Below are 15,136 nucleotides of genomic sequence, written 5' to 3'. Positions count from 1 at the left end.
CGTGCCTGTGACGTGGTTGCGACGTGGTTCTGCCGCGACCCTGCCGTGATCCTGCTGTGGGTCTTCCGCCCAGGACTGCCCGGCGGAGACTCCCCGGACACCCCCGGCGAAGATCCGCGGGGAGTGCGCCGGGTGCTCGTCGGGCGCCCGGTGGCGGTTCGGGTGGATGGCTGACAGGTGCTGACGGATAACTGACAGGGTGTCAGATCGCTGGAGGTCCAGGTAGATGAGCCAGGAGCTCAGGTAGGCGTGAGTCAGGAGTTCAGGTAAGGGTGAGTCAGGAGTTGAGGTAGGTGAGTACGGCGAGGACGCGCCGGTGGTCCCCGTCGCTGGGCGAGAGCCCCAGCTTCTGGAAGATATTGCTGACGTGCTTCTCCACCGCCCCGTCGCTCACCACGAGCTGCCGGGCGATCGCCGAGTTCGTCCGGCCCTCGGCCATCAGACCCAGGACCTCCCGCTCGCGCGGCGTCAGCCCCGCCAGCACGTCCTGCTTGCGGCTGCGGCCCAGCAGCTGCGCCACCACCTCCGGGTCCAGCGCCGTCCCGCCGCGCGCCACCCGTACGACCGCGTCGACGAACTCGCGGACCTCGGCCACCCGGTCCTTCAGCAGATAGCCCACGCCCCGGCTGCTGCCCGCCAGCAGCTCGGTGGCGTACTGCTCCTCCACGTACTGCGAGAGGACCAGCACCCCTATCCCCGGGTACTCCTTCCGCAGCCGCACCGCCGCCCGTACGCCCTCGTCGGTGTGGGTCGGCGGCATCCGCACATCGGCCACCACCACATCGGGCAGCGCCTGCTCCGCGCCCAGGTCCGCCACGGTCTTCAGCAGCGCCTCGGCGTCCCCGACCCCGGCGACCACGTCGTGCCCGAGATCGGTCAGCAGACGGGTCAGCCCCTCCCGCAGCAGGACCGAATCCTCGGCGATGACTACCCGCACTCTGTTCTCCACATGCTCCACGGTGCTGCGCCCCCGCTGTTCTCCGGTGATTCCGCGTTCTCGCGGCTCTGCCTCTTCACGGCCCGCGTCTCCGCGTCCGCACTGCTGTGCGCCCCACGCCCGACCGCTGCGCTCCACGCCCGACACCTCCAGCATCCCAGGCCCGGGGCGCGGATGGGGTGCCTGTGGATAACGCACACCGATCGCGCTACCCAGCCGAAATTCTTGCCACCGGGGAGGGGGTTTTCGGCGGGGAGGCGGCGGTCGGTGTAGGCGCGGGCGCCTCCGGTGGCCGGGCTGGCCTGGGGGTGGGCGGGGCTTGGCTGGGCTGAGGGCGCGGGTGGCGGGGCTGCCCGGCGGAGGCGCTGAGCCCGGTGGCGGGGGTGCGGTGGTGGGGGGTGCGGCGGTGAGGTGTGGTGAGCGGGGGCCGGGCGCCGCGCGGGGCCCGGGGCCGGTGCCGGGGCGGGCGTCGGCCCCCGGGCGTCGGGTCAGCCTCGCCAGGGCAGTTCGGCGGTGACCGTCGTCGGGCCGCCGGTCGGGGAGTCCACCACCAGGACCCCGTCCACCGCGTCGAGCCGTTCCGTCAGTCCGGCCAGGCCGCTGCCGGTCGAGACCGCCGCGCCGCCCCGACCGTTGTCGGTGACCTGGAGCATCAGCCGGTCGGACGTCCGCCACACGTCGACCGTGGCCCGGGTCGCCCGTGCGTGCTTGCTGACGTTTTGCAGCAGCTCCGAGACGGTGAAGTAGGCGATGCCCTCGATGGCCTGTGCGGGCCGTGCGTCCAGGTCCACCTCGACCGTGACGGGGACGGTGCAGCGGGAGGCGATGGCGGAGAGTGCGGCGTCGAGGCCTCGGTCGGTGAGGACGGCGGGGTGGATGCCGCGGGCGAGGTCGCGCAGCTCCTGGAGGGCGACCTTCACTTCGCCATGGGCCTCGTCCACCATCCGCGCGGCCGCCTCGGGGTCATCGGTGAGCTTCTCCTTGGCCAGGCCGAGATCCATGGCCAGGGCGACCAGCCGGGCCTGGGCGCCGTCGTGGAGGTCCCGTTCTATCCGGCGCAGGTCGGCGGCCGCGGTGTCCACGACCACGCCCCGGTCCGACTCCAGCTCGGTGACCCGGGCGGACAGCGAGGACGGGCCCAGCAGGCCGGACACCATCAGTCGGTCCACCGAGACCAGCCCCCGCACGATCCACGGCGCCACCAGCACCAGCACCAGGCCCACCGCGCTCGTCGCCGCCAGTTCGAGAGGGGAGTCCAGGTAGTACGCGTGGGTGGCGTCCCCGTACAGCTGGATGCCGTCGGCGCCCACGAACACCGGGAAGATCCAGTGCCACAGCGGGTACGTCAGCGCCATCAGGCCGTATGTCCAGAACACCACCGACACCGAGAACGTGAACACGGCCCAGGGAAAGTGCAGCAGCGTGTAAAGAAGGTGACGCCAGGAGACCCCGCTCTTGAGGACGGCGCCCATCCATGACATCGGGCCGCCCGACTTCGCCCGCACTCGCACGGGCTCCGCCACATCCAGCTTCAGCAGTCCGCGTGCCCGGGCCCGCTCCATCGCCCCGAACCCACGGCAGACGGCCAGGCCGACCGCGAGCAGCGGAACCCCGATGAAGGTGATGAGCAGACCGGCGCTGAGGGAGGTCATGGTGACCGCGAAGACGAACATCACCGTCGCCAGCGGCAGGCTCAGCACGACATACAGGAGCTCGCGCCAGCTACGCGCCTCCAGGGGCGCGCGCAGTACAGCAGGGAGGAAGTGATTCCCCGGGGACTGCCCTCGGGGCCCGGCGCCCCGACCCGTGTGGTCGCGCGTGCCCGATTCCTTGTAGTCCCGCATGTCCGGTCCGTATGCCGTGGCCATGAGTGCCGTCCGTTCCGTCTCTTCTGTCGATCACTTCTGCCGATCGGCGGAGTGTTCTGCTTTTTGCTCCGCGCTCGTGCTCGTCCACCGCGGACCGTGTTCCTTCAAGGGTGCTGGTCCGTGCTCTCCGGCACCATGTGGCCGGTCTCCGTATTCATCCGGGGGTTTTCCCCACCCCCGGCCGTACTCCGGGCTCAGGCCACGCGGCCGGCCGCCGGAGCCCGGTCGCGCCAGGGCAGCTCGGCGGTGACGGCCGTCGGCCCGCCCACCGGGGAGTCCAGGACGAACAGCCCGTCCACCGCCCCCAGCCGCTCGGCCAGCCCCGCCATCCCCGTACCCCCGTCCAGCCGGGCCCCGCCCGACCCGTCGTCCGTCACCTGGATCAGCAACCGGTCTGCCACCCGCCACACTTCGACGGAGGCCGACCGGGCACCGCTGTGCTTGCTGACGTTCTGCAGGAGCTCCGAGACGGTGAAGTACGCGATCCCCTCGATCGCCTCCGCCGGACGCGCCGGCAGATCCACCGATACGGAGACGGGGACGGTGCAGCGGGAGGAGATGGCGGAGAGTGCGGCGTCGAGGCCTCGGTCGGTGAGGACGGCGGGGTGGATGCCGCGGGCGAGGTCGCGCAGCTCCTGAAGGGCGACCTTCACTTCGCCGTGGGCCTCCTCCACCATCCGCGCGGCCGCCTCCGGGTCGCCCGTCAGCTTCTCTTTCGCCAGCCCCAACCCCATGGCGAGGGCCACCAGTCGGGCCTGGGCGCCGTCGTGGAGGTCGCGTTCGATACGGCGCAGGTCGGCGGCGGCGGTGTCCACGACCACGCCCCGGTCCGACTCCAGCTCCGCGATCCGGCGCTCCAACTCGTCCGAGCGCGACAACAGCCCCCGCACCATCGCCCGGTCCGCCGCCGTCAGCCCCCGCGCGATGAAGGGGAGCACCGGCCACAGGACGATCAGAGCCACCAGCGTCACCGTGAAGGTCAGCACCCCCCACGGCAGCCGAATGAACGCGTACAGCAGGGAGCGCCAGCCCACCGGGTCCTTCAGCCCCGACCAGAGCCACGGGAAGAACCCCTCCTCGCGGCGACCGCGCGCCAGCGGACTCGGCTCCTCGATCCGCACCCCGAGCAACGACCGCGCCCGGCCCCGCTCCAACCTGCCCAGCCACCGCGCGCCCCGCAACCCGCTGACGAGCACCGGCAGCCCGATCGCGGTGACGGAGAGTCCCACGCCGACGGCGACCACGAGAATCGCGTAGACGAACCCGACGATCGCCATCGGCAGGTTGACCAGCAGGTGCACGATCTCCCGCCAGGTCCACCGGTCGAGGGCGAAGCGGGCAGGCGGCAGCCGGTCGGGGGCGGGTACGGAAGGGCTCATGGTCATGGCACCAGCCTGCCGGGCCGTGTCCGCGCACGCCATGGGGCTCGTAGGTGGCATGAAGTAGGGATAACCCCACCTGCGCGCGACGCGGCTGCTTACTGTGCGTTTATCAGGGCCTAGACTCCCGTGCGTACAGAGGGGCCTCGGATACGTGCGGGGCTACAACCGGATGACGAGGAACAAGGGGTGGACGTGAGGGACGTGGCGTACGTGCCGGAAGTGCCGCACGTGACGTACGTGCCGGTCCACCACCAGACCACCCTCGCCTCCGAGTACTTCCAGAGCTACTCGGTGGTCGGCCTGCTCGCGCTGATCGGCGTCCTGTTCGTGGCCGTCGCGTTCGGGGCGGGACGGCTCCTGCGGCCCGTGGTCCCGACGCCGGAGAAGCTGCTCACGTACGAGTGCGGCGTCGACCCGGTCGGCGAGGGCTGGGCTCACACCCAGGTCCGCTACTACGTCTACGCCTTCCTTTACGTCATCTTCGCCGTCGACTCCATCTTCCTGTTCCCGTGGGCGACGGTCTTCGCCGCGCCCGGGTACGGCGCGACCACGCTGGTGGAAATGTTCATCTTCCTCGGCTTCCTCGCCGTGGGACTGCTCTACGCATGGAAGAAGGGCGTCCTCGCATGGGCCTGACGAGCCGGCCGACCCCTGCTGCGCAGCACCCCGAGCCGACACCGTCGGCCGACGCGCGGACGGCGGCCGCGCCGGAACCGGTGCTCCTCCCGGAGCCGAAGCGCCTCGGCATCCTCTCCCGGCTCGCGCCCGAACCGATGAAGGTCGTCCTCAACTGGGGCCGCCGCTACAGCCTCTGGGTCTTCAATTTCGGACTCGCCTGCTGCGCGATCGAGTTCATCGCCGCCTCCATGGCACGCCACGACTTCATCCGCCTCGGCGTGATCCCCTTCGCCCCCGGCCCCCGCCAGGCGGACCTGATGATCGTCTCCGGCACGGTGACGGACAAGATGGCGCCCGCGGTGAAGCGCCTGTACGAGCAGATGCCCGAACCGAAGTACGTCGTCTCCTTCGGTGCCTGCTCCAACTGCGGCGGCCCCTACTGGGACTCGTACTCCGTCACCAAGGGCGTCGACCAGATCATCCCCGTCGATGTGTACGTACCCGGGTGCCCGCCCCGGCCCGAGGCACTGCTCCAGGGCATTCTCAAGCTCCAGGAGAAGATCGCGCGCGAATCCCTGGTGGAGCGTTACGCGACCGCCCCCTCCGGGGGAGCCCCCTCCACGGCGGCGCTGCGCAGCGGCCTGGTCACCGCGCCGGCTGCCCCGAAGACGGCCCAGGAGGCAGCCCGGGGCACGGAACCGGGGGAGGAGCAGCGGTGAGCGAGCGGCAGCACCAGGACCACCACCCGTACGACCGGCTGCCGGACGCCGTCACGGAGCTGTTCGGCGAGGGCGCGACGGCGGAGTCGGCCTACGACCTGCTCACCGTCGACGTCCCCGCCACCACCTGGATCACCGCCCTGCGGACCGCCCGCGACGAACTGGGCTGCAGCTACTTCGACTGGCTCAGCGCCGTGGACGAGCCCGGTACGGGCTTCCGCGTCTGCGCCCACGTGGCGGCTCTCGGCGGGGGCACGGTCCGCCGGCTCATGCTGCGCACCACCGTCCCGCACGACGCGGCGGTCCTGCCGACCGCGATCGACGTCTACGCGGGCGCGGCCTGGCACGAGCGTGAGACGTACGAGATGTTCGGCATCGCCTTCGAGGGCCACCCCGGCCTCGCCCCGCTCCTGCTGCCCGAGGGCTTCGAGGGCCATCCGCTGCGCAAGGACTTCGTCCTGGCCGCCCGGGTCGCCAAGGCCTGGCCCGGCGCGAAGGAGCCCGGCGAGTCCGAACACGGCGGCCCCAAGCGCCGCACGATGCTTCCGCCCGGTGTCCCCGACCCGAACGAGTGGGGCCCCCTCAAGGGCCAGCTCCCTCCTGCCGCCGCCCGCCCGGCCCGCACAGCCCGCCCGGCGGCCGACCGCCCGCCCCGCCGCACCCGCTCGGCGAGCGAGGGCTCGGCAGCACAACGCCCGCAGCCGGAACCGCCCGGGAGCCCGGCGCCCGGGGCTTCCGCGCCCGGGGTTCCCGAGGCCGCGCACGGAGCTCCTGAGTCCGCGCCCGGGAGCCCTGCACCCGGAGCCCCCGAGCCCGCGCCGACGCCCGCTCCATCGGAGCCCGTACCGCCTCCGTCTGCGGCCACGCCCCCAGGAGCTACGCCTTCCGGAGGCGTGTCGTCCGGCGACGTACCGCCCGGGGCGCCCCCGGCCGCGCGCCCGCGCCGCTCCCGTTCGGCGTCCGGCGGTTCGGCGAGCCAGCGGGGCGCGCAGGGGCCGGAGGCCCGGAGTCCGGGGCCCGGGACCTCGGGGGACCGGGCCCCCGAGGCCTCCGCGCCGCGCCCGCCGCGCCGGTCCCGTTCCGCGTCGGACGGCTCGGCGAGCCAACGTGTCCGCAGCACGGACGCCCCCTGGCACGATGCTCAACCGGCTTTCGACGACCCGGACGCCTCGTCTCAGCCCGGCCGGGCCCCGGCGAGCGACGATGCCGCTCCTCAGTCCCCTCGCGCCTCGGCGACCGATGACGCCGCTTCTCAGCCCGTCCCGCCTTCGGCGAGCGGGGACGCTTCCTCCCAGCCCCTCCGGCGTTTGAGGAGCGGGGGTCCGGGGGCAGAGCCCCCGGTTCGGGAAGGGGCGGGTAGGGGAGAAGCCCCGCGCAGCGGCGCCCCCGCCCCCGCCCCTGAGAAGCCCGAACCTGAGAAGCCCGACCGCGAGCCCGACAAGGCCGACCCCGAGAAGCCCGACCCCGACCCCGACAGCGCCGGGCCCGACCCCGACACCCCCGACAAGCCCCACCCCGCCGGAGGCGATACCGAGTGAACGACGTGTCCGACGTCGCCCTCCGCCTGGCCATCATCTTCGTCGTGTTCCTGGTCGCCCCCCTCCTCGTGGGCCAGACCGAGCACAAGGTGATGGCCCACATGCAGGGCCGCCTGGGCCCCATGTACGCGGGCGGCTTCCACGGCTGGGCCCAGCTCGTCGCGGACGGCGTGAAGTTCGCGCAGAAGGAGGACGTGGTTCCGGCCGCCGCCGACCGCCGCGTCTTCCAGCTCGCCCCCGCCGTCGCCCTCCTCCCGTACCTCCTCGTCCTCGTGGCCATCCCCATCGGCCCCGGCGACGGTGCCGTGGGCCAGGTCATCGACGCGGGCATCTTCTTCGTGCTGGCCGTGATGGGCATCGGCGTACTCGGCTCGCTCATGGCGGGCTGGGCCTCGGCCAACAAGTTCTCCCTGCTCGGCGGCCTGCGCACCGCCGCCCAGCTCCTCTCCTACGAACTCCCGATGCTCCTCGCCGCCGCCTCCGTGGCCATGGCGGCGGGCACGGTCTCGCTCATCGGCATCCTCGACGCCTTCGAGTGGTGGTGGCTGCCCTGGCAGATCGTCGGAGCCCTGGTCTTCTTCGTCGCGGGCCTCGCCGAACTCCAGCGTCCGCCCTTCGACGCCCCGGTCGCCGACTCCGAGATCATCTTCGGCGCGTACACCGAGTACACGGGGCTGCGCTTCGCCCTGTTCCTTCTTGCCGAGTACGCGGGCATCGTCATCCTCTGCGCCCTGACCACCGTCCTCTTCCTGGGCGGCTGGCACGGCCCGTTCGGCGCCGACGGGCTCGGCTGGCTCTGGACCCTCCTCAAGACCGCCCTCCTCGCGTTCGTCGTCATCTGGCTGCGCGTCAGCTACCCGCGTCTGCGTGAGGACCAGTTGCAGAAGCTTGCCTGGACCACCCTCGTACCCCTCGCCCTCGCGCAGATCGCGCTCACCGGCATCGTGAAGGTGGCGATCAACTGATGCCCCCGATCCCCGGATCCGGCCTGGCCAAGGGCCTCGCCGTCACCCTCCGTACGATGACGAGGAAGACCGTCACCGCGCAGTACCCGGACACCCAGCCCGAACTCCCGCCCCGCTCCCGCGGTGTCATCGGGCTGTTCGAGGAGAACTGCACGGTCTGCATGCTCTGCGCCCGTGAGTGCCCCGACTGGTGCATCTACATCGACTCCCACAAGGAGACGGTGCCGCCCGCCGCCCCCGGCGGACGCGAGCGCAGCCGCAACGTCCTCGACCGGTTCGCCATCGACTTCTCCCTCTGCATGTACTGCGGTATCTGCATCGAGGTCTGTCCCTTCGACGCCCTCTTCTGGTCGCCCGAGTTCGAGTACGCGGAGACGGACATCCACGAGCTCACCCACGAGCGGGACAAGCTCCGCGAGTGGATGTGGACCGTGCCGGAGCCGCCCGCGCTCGACCCGGGCGCGGAGGAGCCGAAGGAGATCGCCGCAGCCCGCAAGACGGCGGACAAACTCGCCACCCAGCAGGCGGCGGAGCAAGCCCAGCAGGCGGCGCAGCAGGCCCAACACGCTGAGCAGGCCCAGCAGGCCCAGCAGAACGAGGAGGGAGGAACCCCGTGACGCTCCCCACCGCCCCCTCCCTGCTCGCCGCGGCCACAGCCACCACCGGCCACCCCGGCTTCCTCTCCCCGACCGGCGTCGAGATCGCGTTCGTCCTGGTCGGCCTCGCCACCCTCGGCGCCGCCGTCATCACGGTCACCACCAGACAACTGGTGCACGCCGCCCTCTGGCTCGTCGTGGCGCTCGGCGGACTGGCCGTGGAATACCTCCTGCTCACCGCTGAGTTCATCGCCTGGGTGCAGGTACTGATCTACGTCGGTTCCGTCGTCGTCCTCCTCCTCTTCGGCCTGATGCTCACCCGGGCCCCCATCGGCCGCTCCCCGGACGCCGATTCGGGCAATCGGTGGGTCGCCCTCGGTGTGGCCCTCGCCTCGGCGGCCGCACTCGTCTGGGTCGTCGTGGACGCCTTCCGCACCACCTGGATCGACCTCGAAGGACCGGCCCAGGGCTCCACCGCCGTCACCGGAGCCTTTCTCTTCCGGAACTGGGTCCTCCCCTTCGAGGCGCTCTCCGTCCTGCTGCTCGCCGCCCTCGTCGGCGCGATCGTGCTGTCCCGCAAGCACGACACGGACACCGCGGTCCGGCCCGCCCCGAACCAGGACCCGGACCCCGCCCCGGCTCCGGACCCGGTCGCCCGAGGCGACAAGAAGGGGGAGCGGCGCTGATGCACCTCGCCTATCCCGCCGTACTCGCCGCCCTCCTCTTCTGCACCGGCCTCTACGGTGTCCTCGCCCGGCGCAACGCGATCCTGGTCCTGATGTCCGTCGAGCTGATGCTCAACGCCGTCAACCTCAACCTCGTCGCCTTCGACGTCTGGCTCCGCGACACCCTCCACTCCGGCCAGGCCCTCACCCTGTTCACCATCGCCATCGCCGCCGCCGAGATCGGCATCGGCCTCGCGATCGTCCTCGCCGTCTACCGCAACCGCGGCTCCTCTGCCATCGACCGGCTCCGCGACGCCGCCGAGACCGCCGACGCCGCCGAGACCAGTGACGCCGCCGAGACCGGTGACGCCGCCGGTACTACCGACGCCGGGACCGACGGCCACCCCGCAACGGCAGGGAATGCCACAGCAGGGGACGCCACAGCAGGGAACACCAAGGCAGGGCACACCACGAACGCAGAGGCCACCTCGTGACCACGACGACCCTCGCCGCCCTCGTCCCGCTCCTCCCCTTCCTCGGTGCCGTCGCCGGACTCGCGCTCGGCCGCACCGCCCCCGGCTTCGTCCGCCCCCTGGCGATCCTGCCGACGCTCACCGCCGCCGTACTCGCCGTGATCGTCGCCGTCCGGCAGGGCGGCGGGCGCGCCATCGACGCCGCGACCCAGCTCACCCCCACCGGGTCCGTCCCCATCGACCTGGCCCTGCACCTGGACGGCTTCGCGGTCCTGGTCGCCGTCCTCGTCGGGCTCGTCGCCACCTGCGTACAGCTCTACTCGACGGCCTACCTCCGCGACGACGCCCGCTACCCCTCCTACGCGGCCCTGGTCTCCCTCTTCACCTCCGCGATGCTGCTCGTCGTCTACTCCGGCGACCTGATGGTGCTCCTGGTCGGCTGGGAGATCATGGGCATCTGCTCGTACTTCCTCGTCGGCCACTACTGGGAGACGCCCGAAGCCCGCGCGGCCTCCCTGAAGGCCTTCCTCGTCACCAAGCTCGGCGATGTCCCCTTCCTGATCGGTCTGTTCGCCCTGGCCGCCGACACCGGCAGCTTCCGGATCACCAAGATCCTGGCGGCCGTCACCAACGGCGGCCTGGACCACCCCACCCTCATCGCCCTGCTGCTCCTCGCGGGCGTCGCCGGGAAGTCCGCCCAGTTCCCCCTGCACACCTGGCTGCCCGACGCGATGGCCGGTCCCACCCCCGTCTCCGCGCTCATCCACGCCGCCACGATGGTCGCCGCCGGGATCTACTTCGTGGCCCGGCTGCTGCCCGTCTTCGCCGCCTCCGGCGCGGCTCTCACCGTCCTCGCCGTGATGGCGGCCGTCACGATGATCGGCTCCGGACTCGCCGCCCTCGCCCAGGACGACATCAAGCGGGTCCTCGCCTACTCGACCATCGGTCAGCTCGGCTACATGTCCGGCGCCCTGGCCGTCGGTGACCGTGGTGCCGCCGTCTTCCACCTCATCTCGCACGGTGCGTTCAAAGCCGTCCTCTTCCTCGCGGCCGGCGTCGTCATCCACGCCGCCGGCACCAACTCACTCGCCGCCATGTCCCGTATGGGCGGCCTCGCGCGCCGCGTTCCCGACGCCTTCTGGACGATGACCGTCGCCCTCCTCGCGCTCGCCGCCATCCCGCCGTTCGCCGGCTTCTTCTCCAAGGAAGCCGTCCTCGTCGCCGCCGAGCACACCGCCCTGGGGGACCGGAGCGTCGCCCCCGCCGCCGCGGGCTGGACGATCCTGATCGCCGGACTCCTCGCCGCCGCCCTCACCGCCGCCTACGCCACCCGCCTCTGGCTCCTCGCCTTCCGGGGGCGCGGCGCCGAACTCCCCGACCACGGCAGGCAGCCCCTCGCCATGACCTCCGTCCTCTGGGTCCTGGCCGTCCCCACCATGGCCTTCGGACTCACCGCCGGAGTGATCGGCGACTGGTTCGACGGGCATGCCCTCACCCCCTCCCTCACCACCGCCGTCCTCTCCACCGGCATCGGCCTCGTCGGCGGCCTCGTCACCTACGGAGCGTGGCGCCACACCACGGTGCTCGCCGCCCGCACCCCCATCGGTGCCGTCGCCGCCCACCCCGGCGCCGAACCCGCCCTCGTCGAAGCCGAGGCCATGACGTCCCACACCGCCGCCTACGGCACCGTCGCGGATGCCGCCGACCCGGCCGACCCCGGACGCCTCCTGCTGGGCCCGCTCCACCGTCACGCGGTCACCGGCTTCCACCTGGACGCCCTGTACACGACGCTGTTCGTCCGGCCCGTCCAGCAGGCCGCCCGCCTCGTGCGCTTCCTGGACCGCACGGTCATCGACACCTACGTCGACGGATCGGGCGCCGTCACACGCCTTCTCGGAACCGCTGTACGCCGCGCCCAGACCGGGAACGTGCAGACCTACCTCAGCGTCCTGCTCGCCGGCTCCCTGGTCCTGGTGATCGCCGCCGTCGTCTTCGCCAACGTCAACGCGGGGTCGTGACCGTGATCGATATCAGCCCGTCCGTGATGCAGTTCCTTCTCGCGTTCATCGTCGTCGCCCCGCTCCTCGGCGCCGTCGCGGCGCTGCTCCCCGCCCCGCCCGGGCTCAAGGGGAAGAACCCCGACCAGGCCGTGCTCCGCCACGGCGTGACCGTGACCGGCGCCGTCCTCATCGCCGCGATCGTCCTGGCCGTCGGCTTCGACCACGACCACCCCGCCACGATGCAGGCGACCACCGATATCAGCTGGATCCCGGCACTCGACGTCCGCATCCACCTCGGCATCGACGGCATCTCGCTCCCCCTCCTCCTGCTGACCGCGCTGCTGACCTTCCTCTGCGCCCTGTACAGCTACTTCAAGCCTCCTGCGGGCCCCTCCCCGAAGGCCTTCACCGCCCTCGTCCTCGTCCTGGAATCCGGCACCCTCGCCACCTTCGCCGTCCTCGACCTGCTGCTCTTCTTCCTGGCCTTCGAGATGGTCCTCATCCCGATGTACTTCCTCATCGCCCGGTGGGGCGGTGACCAGCGGCAGGCGGCCGCCTGGAAGTTCATCCTCTACACACTGCTCGGCTCGGTCGTCATGCTGCTGGGCCTGCTCCTCATCGGGCTGAAGAGCGGCACCTTCGACATGGTGGCACTCGCCACTGACAACGGCCGGGGCCTCACCGCATCCGTGCAGGTCATCGCCGTTCTCGCGATCGGCATCGGGCTCGCCGTGAAGACCCCGATGTGGCCCCTGCACAGCTGGCTCCCCGCCGCCCACACCGCCGCGCCCACCGTCGGCTCGGTGCTCCTGGCGGGCGTCCTGCTGAAGATGGGAACGTACGGATTCGTCCGGATCCTGCTCCCCATCGCCCCCGACGGCATGCGGACCTTCGCCCCCTACCTCGCCGCGTTCGCCGTCGTCGGCATCGTCTACGGGTCGCTCGCCTGCCTGGCCCTCGCCCGGACCGGCGCCAAGGGCGACCTCAAGCGGCTCATCGCGTACTCCTCCGTCGGCCACATGGGCTTCGTCCTCCTCGGCATCGCCACCATGACCCCCACCGGAGTCAACGGCGCGCTCTTCGCCAACATCGCCCACGGCCTCATCACCGGCCTGCTGTTCTTCCTGGTCGGCGCTGTCAAGGACCGTTACGGCACCGCCGACCTGGACACCCTCGCCGGTGCCACCGGGGCCGCCCTCTACGGCCGCGCCCCCCGCCTCGGCGCCCTGCTCGCCTTCGCCGCCGTCGCCTCGCTCGGGCTGCCCGGACTCGCCGGGTTCTGGGGCGAGATGCTCACCTTGTTCGGCGCCTACAGCCCCGCCGAAGGCCTCAGCCGCCCCGCGTTCCGCACCTTCATGGCCATCGGGGCGTTCGGCACCCTGCTCACCGCCGCGTACATGCTCATCGTGGTGCGCCGCGTCTGCATGGGCGAGCACACGCCCCACTCCCAGCTCTCGCCCGATACGCAGCCGACGGACACCTCTCAGCCGACGGATGCCCCGCAGCCGACGGATGTCCCCCGGCTGAAGGACGCTCCCCAGCCGTCCGCGGCCGCCGGAAGCCCGCCGAGGCTCGCCGACATCCAGGCGTACGAAGCCGCCACCTGGACCCCGCTCGTCGCCCTCACCGTCCTCGCCGGCCTCTGGCCCGCCGTCCTCCTCGGCCTCACCGACCCGGCCGTGCAGAAGCTCCTCGCAGGAGGCAAGTCGTGACCGCGGACCTCAGCAGCGCCACCACCGGGGCGGCCCAGGACGTCCTCGCCACCGGGGCAGTCCCGAGAGCCCTCACCACAGCGGCCGACACCGCCCCCAGCGTCGTCCAGACCATCGACTGGCTCGCCATCGCGCCCCCCACCCTCACCGCGCTGGCCGCCCTGCTCGTCCTCGTCGCCGACCTCTTCCTCCCCGAGCACCGCAAGAAGCTCCTCGGCTACGGAACCCTCACCGCGCTCGCCGGGGCCCTCGCCCTCCTCGTCCCGCTCCGCGCCGGAGACCGCTCCACCTTCTGCGTCACCACCGGCACCCAGGCGTGCAGCTACACCGCCGACCACTTCACCCTGGTCATCCAGGCCCTCGTCCTCGGCGGGGCGTTCCTCACCGTGCTGCTCTCCCTCGGCGACACACGGAAGCTCCCGGCGGGCGAGTACTGGTTCCTGCTGCTCGCCTCCACGGCGGGCGCGGCCCTCCTGCCCGCCTCCCGGGACCTCGCCACCCTCGTCGTCGCCCTCGAAGTCGCCTCGCTGCCCGCCTTCGCTCTCGTGGGCATCGTGCGCGGCAACCGGCGCTCCTCCGAAGCCGCGCTCAAGTTCTTCCTCTCCTCCGTGGTCGCCACCGCCGTCATGCTCCTCGGCGTCAGCTTCGTCTACGCGACCACGGGCACCCTGCACCTCACCGAGATCGCCGCCCGCCTGGACGACGTCCCCCCGGCGCTCGACACCCTGGCCAGGACCGGCGTCGTCCTCACTCTCGTGGGCTTCGCCTTCAAGACCGCCGCGGCACCCTTCCACTTCTGGGTACCCGACACCTACGTGGGCGCGCCCCTGCCGATCGCCGCCTACCTCTCCGTGGTCGGCAAGACCGTCGGCTTCTCCGGCCTCATCCTCGTGACGGTCATCGCGTTCCCTTCCTATGCCGACGTCTGGGGGCCCGCAGTCGCCGTCCTGGCCGCCCTCACCATGACCGTCGGCAACGTCGCGGCCATCCGCCAGAGGGCCGACCGGGCCCGCAGCGCCGTCCGGCTCCTCGCCTGGTCCTCCGTCGCCCAGGCCGGCTATCTCCTCGTCCCGATCGCCGCCGCCGCGTACTCCGGCGACGAGCGGATCGGCTCCACCGTCGCGTACGCCCTCATGTACGCCGTCGTGAACCTCGGCGCCTTCGCCGTCGCGGCCCTCGTGGCCCGTACGAGGCCGGGCAACCGCATCGCCGACTACCGGGGCCTGTACGCGACCCGGCCCCTCGCCGCCCTCGCGCTCGGCTTCTTCCTGCTCTGCCTGGCCGGACTGCCGCCGGGCATCATCGGGCTCTTCGCGAAGGTCACCGTCTTCTCGGCGGCCGTCGACGCGGGTCTCGGCTGGCTCGCCGTCGTCATGGCCGTCAACGTGGTGATCGCTCTCTACTACTACCTTCAGTGGACCGCGATCCTCTTCAGGAGCCCGGAAGCCACGGAGACGGCCACCGGAACACCGGCCTCCGAACCGCCCCACGGATTCCGGGTCCCGGCCCCGCTGACCACGGTGATCGTCCTCACCACCGTTGGCGGCATCCTTCTTTCAGGTGCTCCCCAGCTCATCCTGCGCTTCGCCGCCGTCAACCTCTTCTGACGCTCCCCGGGAGCGAAAGATCGGTTTGCCCGGGGCGGCCGCCACAGGGCAAGGTC

At 71.9% G+C, this 15,136-nt stretch carries 13 protein-coding genes; 10 read left to right on the top strand and 3 right to left on the bottom strand.

The window, feature by feature from the left end; genetic code table 11:
• Positions 1 to 277 precede the first annotated feature (277 nt).
• From ACFW9Z_RS07730 to ACFW9Z_RS07720, 3 genes are all read right to left on the bottom strand, one after another.
• A complete protein-coding gene (locus ACFW9Z_RS07730; protein ID WP_366390923.1) occupies positions 278 to 937 on the bottom strand; it encodes a response regulator transcription factor in 660 nt (219 codons plus the stop codon).
• 488 nt (positions 938 to 1,425) lie between these two features.
• On the bottom strand, positions 1,426 to 2,805 hold the full coding sequence (locus ACFW9Z_RS07725; protein WP_384635928.1) for a sensor histidine kinase: 1,380 nt from the start codon (positions 2,803 to 2,805) through the stop codon (positions 1,426 to 1,428).
• 194 nt (positions 2,806 to 2,999) lie between these two features.
• Entirely contained in the window at positions 3,000 to 4,190 is a 1,191-nt protein-coding gene (locus ACFW9Z_RS07720) for a sensor histidine kinase (protein ID WP_384635926.1), read from the bottom strand.
• Positions 4,191 to 4,373: 183 nt separating this feature from the next.
• Here ACFW9Z_RS07720 and ACFW9Z_RS07715 point away from each other — a divergent pair, with 183 nt between their 5' ends.
• The 10 genes from ACFW9Z_RS07715 to ACFW9Z_RS07670 are packed head-to-tail and all read left to right on the top strand — an operon-like array spanning position 4,374 to position 15,080.
• Positions 4,374 to 4,823, top strand: a complete 450-nt coding sequence (locus ACFW9Z_RS07715) for an NADH-quinone oxidoreductase subunit A (protein ID WP_384635924.1) — start codon at positions 4,374 to 4,376, stop codon at positions 4,821 to 4,823.
• A complete protein-coding gene (locus ACFW9Z_RS07710; RefSeq protein ID WP_384635921.1) occupies positions 4,814 to 5,524 on the top strand; it encodes an NADH-quinone oxidoreductase subunit B in 711 nt (236 codons plus the stop codon). Before ACFW9Z_RS07715 ends, ACFW9Z_RS07710 begins: the two co-directional genes overlap by 10 nt.
• Positions 5,521 to 7,062 (top strand): NADH-quinone oxidoreductase subunit C, encoded by a 1,542-nt coding sequence (locus tag ACFW9Z_RS07705; RefSeq protein ID WP_384635918.1) that lies wholly within the window; start codon positions 5,521 to 5,523, stop codon positions 7,060 to 7,062. The genes ACFW9Z_RS07710 and ACFW9Z_RS07705 overlap by 4 nt, the downstream gene beginning before the upstream one ends.
• Positions 7,059 to 8,027, top strand: a complete 969-nt coding sequence (locus ACFW9Z_RS07700) for an NADH-quinone oxidoreductase subunit H (RefSeq protein ID WP_384635915.1) — start codon at positions 7,059 to 7,061, stop codon at positions 8,025 to 8,027. Before ACFW9Z_RS07705 ends, ACFW9Z_RS07700 begins: the two co-directional genes overlap by 4 nt.
• Positions 8,027 to 8,644, top strand: a complete 618-nt coding sequence (locus ACFW9Z_RS07695) for a NuoI/complex I 23 kDa subunit family protein (protein WP_384635912.1) — start codon at positions 8,027 to 8,029, stop codon at positions 8,642 to 8,644. The genes ACFW9Z_RS07700 and ACFW9Z_RS07695 overlap by 1 nt, the downstream gene beginning before the upstream one ends.
• Positions 8,641 to 9,309 (top strand): NADH-quinone oxidoreductase subunit J, encoded by a 669-nt coding sequence (locus ACFW9Z_RS07690; RefSeq protein WP_384635909.1) that lies wholly within the window; start codon positions 8,641 to 8,643, stop codon positions 9,307 to 9,309. The genes ACFW9Z_RS07695 and ACFW9Z_RS07690 overlap by 4 nt, the downstream gene beginning before the upstream one ends.
• Positions 9,309 to 9,782 carry an NADH-quinone oxidoreductase subunit NuoK gene (gene nuoK / locus ACFW9Z_RS07685; RefSeq protein WP_384635906.1) on the top strand — a complete coding sequence of 158 codons (474 nt, stop codon included), beginning with the start codon at positions 9,309 to 9,311 and terminating at the stop codon, positions 9,780 to 9,782. The genes ACFW9Z_RS07690 and nuoK overlap by 1 nt, the downstream gene beginning before the upstream one ends.
• Positions 9,779 to 11,779: an NADH-quinone oxidoreductase subunit L gene (locus tag ACFW9Z_RS07680; protein WP_384635903.1), complete on the top strand. Its 2,001-nt coding sequence runs from the start codon at positions 9,779 to 9,781 to the stop codon at positions 11,777 to 11,779. Before nuoK ends, ACFW9Z_RS07680 begins: the two co-directional genes overlap by 4 nt.
• Positions 11,776 to 13,473, top strand: coding sequence for an NADH-quinone oxidoreductase subunit M (locus ACFW9Z_RS07675; RefSeq protein ID WP_384635900.1), 1,698 nt, complete (start codon positions 11,776 to 11,778; stop codon positions 13,471 to 13,473). The genes ACFW9Z_RS07680 and ACFW9Z_RS07675 overlap by 4 nt, the downstream gene beginning before the upstream one ends.
• The gene (locus ACFW9Z_RS07670) at positions 13,470 to 15,080 is read left to right on the top strand and encodes an NADH-quinone oxidoreductase subunit N (RefSeq protein ID WP_384635897.1); all 1,611 of its coding nucleotides are present in this window, start codon (positions 13,470 to 13,472) and stop codon (positions 15,078 to 15,080) included. Before ACFW9Z_RS07675 ends, ACFW9Z_RS07670 begins: the two co-directional genes overlap by 4 nt.
• Positions 15,081 to 15,136: the final 56 nt, after the last annotated feature.

Source organism: Streptomyces sp. NPDC059452 (genome assembly GCF_042750035.1).
In the GTDB taxonomy this organism is placed as follows: Bacteria; Actinomycetota; Actinomycetes; order Streptomycetales; family Streptomycetaceae; genus Streptomyces.
The sequence above is the reverse complement of the archived record's forward strand: the minus strand, read 5'-3'. Positions and strand labels throughout refer to the sequence as shown.